Below are 1,383 nucleotides of genomic sequence, written 5' to 3'. Positions count from 1 at the left end.
AAATAGGAATAATGCGAAGACGGTCGCTTAATGATTTAATAAGCCTATTGACTGTAGGCCTTAAATTGACAGGAGATATAAAAATTTAAGATGACTAGTCCTGATATAGGTTGACACTTTTCAACCGGATAACGCCCGATGAACCTCATCGGGCGTTTTGTATTTCAGCGACAAGTGCGGCCGCCGCGTGTTGTAGAGGTTCACCGACTCCCTGACCATCTTTCTTGCCTGCGCGATATCTTCTGGCCTGCCGAGCAGGTATTCCGTTTTGAGTATCCCGTTTATCCGTTCCGCCAGCGCGTTCTGATAACAGTCATACCCGTCCGTCATCGAGCAGATGACGCCATACTGCTGATGTAACGCCTGATATTCCTGCGAGCAGTACTGGATACCCCTGTCCGAGTGATGCACCAACGGCAACGCCGTGCGTCTGCCGGCCAGTGCCATTTTGAACGCGCAGGCGACATGCCGGGTATGCAGACTGTCATGCACGTGATATCCCACGATTTTTCTCGACCAGGCATCCGTTACCAGGCTGACATACGCCGTCCCCGTTCTCAGCGGCAGGTAGGTGATATCCGCCACCCATACCTGTTCCGGACGGCTGGCTATTACTTGATTGTCTCCCGCTTTTAGCAGGTTGGGATGGCGATAAAAACGATGATGGCTGTGCGTCGTCTTGTGATACGCCCGTTTAGGCATCACCAGTAACCGCGCGCAGCGCAGGATACTGAACAACCGGTCACGGCCCACATGCAACGCCGGTTCGGGGTGTTGCCGCAACAGGTGATGCAGCTTACGTGTCCCCAGTCGGGGTTGGTGCAAGCGGATGGCCGTCACCTGTTCGACGAGATGCCGGGCCTGCTCCTCTTTGCCTGCTTCACGCTGCAGGGACTGATACCACGCTTGTCGGCTGATGCCCATCCATCGGCAGGCCCGCGTTACTGTGAGTCCCGGTACTTGTGTTTGCGCGATAAGGCGGTTAGCTGCTTTTTTGTCAGCGTGGCGCCAAAGTCGGTGTTCATCACTTTGACGACAGCTTCGAAGAACTGGGCTTTGACTTCAGATTCAGCCAGTTGCTGCTCAAGTTCTTTAATACGCTGTTCGGGCGTCAGGGGGAGTTTGGGCATGTTGTCTCCGCACGTTCTGGTGGAAGGAGAAGTTCGCCAGTCAAGTTGACCGTATTTGCGCAGCCAGTTCATGACAGTCTGGCTGCCTTGGATACCGTAGCGATCTTGCGCCTGGCGGTATGTCATCTCGCCTTTTTCGACCTGTTCGACGACAGCCAGTTTAAAGGATAGAGAGTAATCGCGTTGTGTGCGTTTAATATACTGGTTCATCACATTTTCCTCTGTGCGTGAGTAAAATGTGTCAACGCTATTC

General features: G+C 53.2%; 1 pseudogene. It reads right to left on the bottom strand.

Annotation, left to right across the window (positions count from 1 at the left end):
• Nucleotides 1–94 precede the first annotated feature (94 nt).
• Nucleotides 95–1,340, bottom strand: a pseudogene (locus ACFV9G_RS29875) (IS3 family transposase).
• Between the last annotated feature and the right edge of the window lie 43 nt (nucleotides 1,341–1,383).

Origin of the sequence: Nocardioides sp. NPDC059952, from assembly GCF_042730435.1 — a bacterium.
GTDB lineage: Bacteria > Actinomycetota > Actinomycetes > Propionibacteriales > Nocardioidaceae > Nocardioides.
This window is presented reverse-complemented; position numbering and strand designations above follow the sequence as displayed.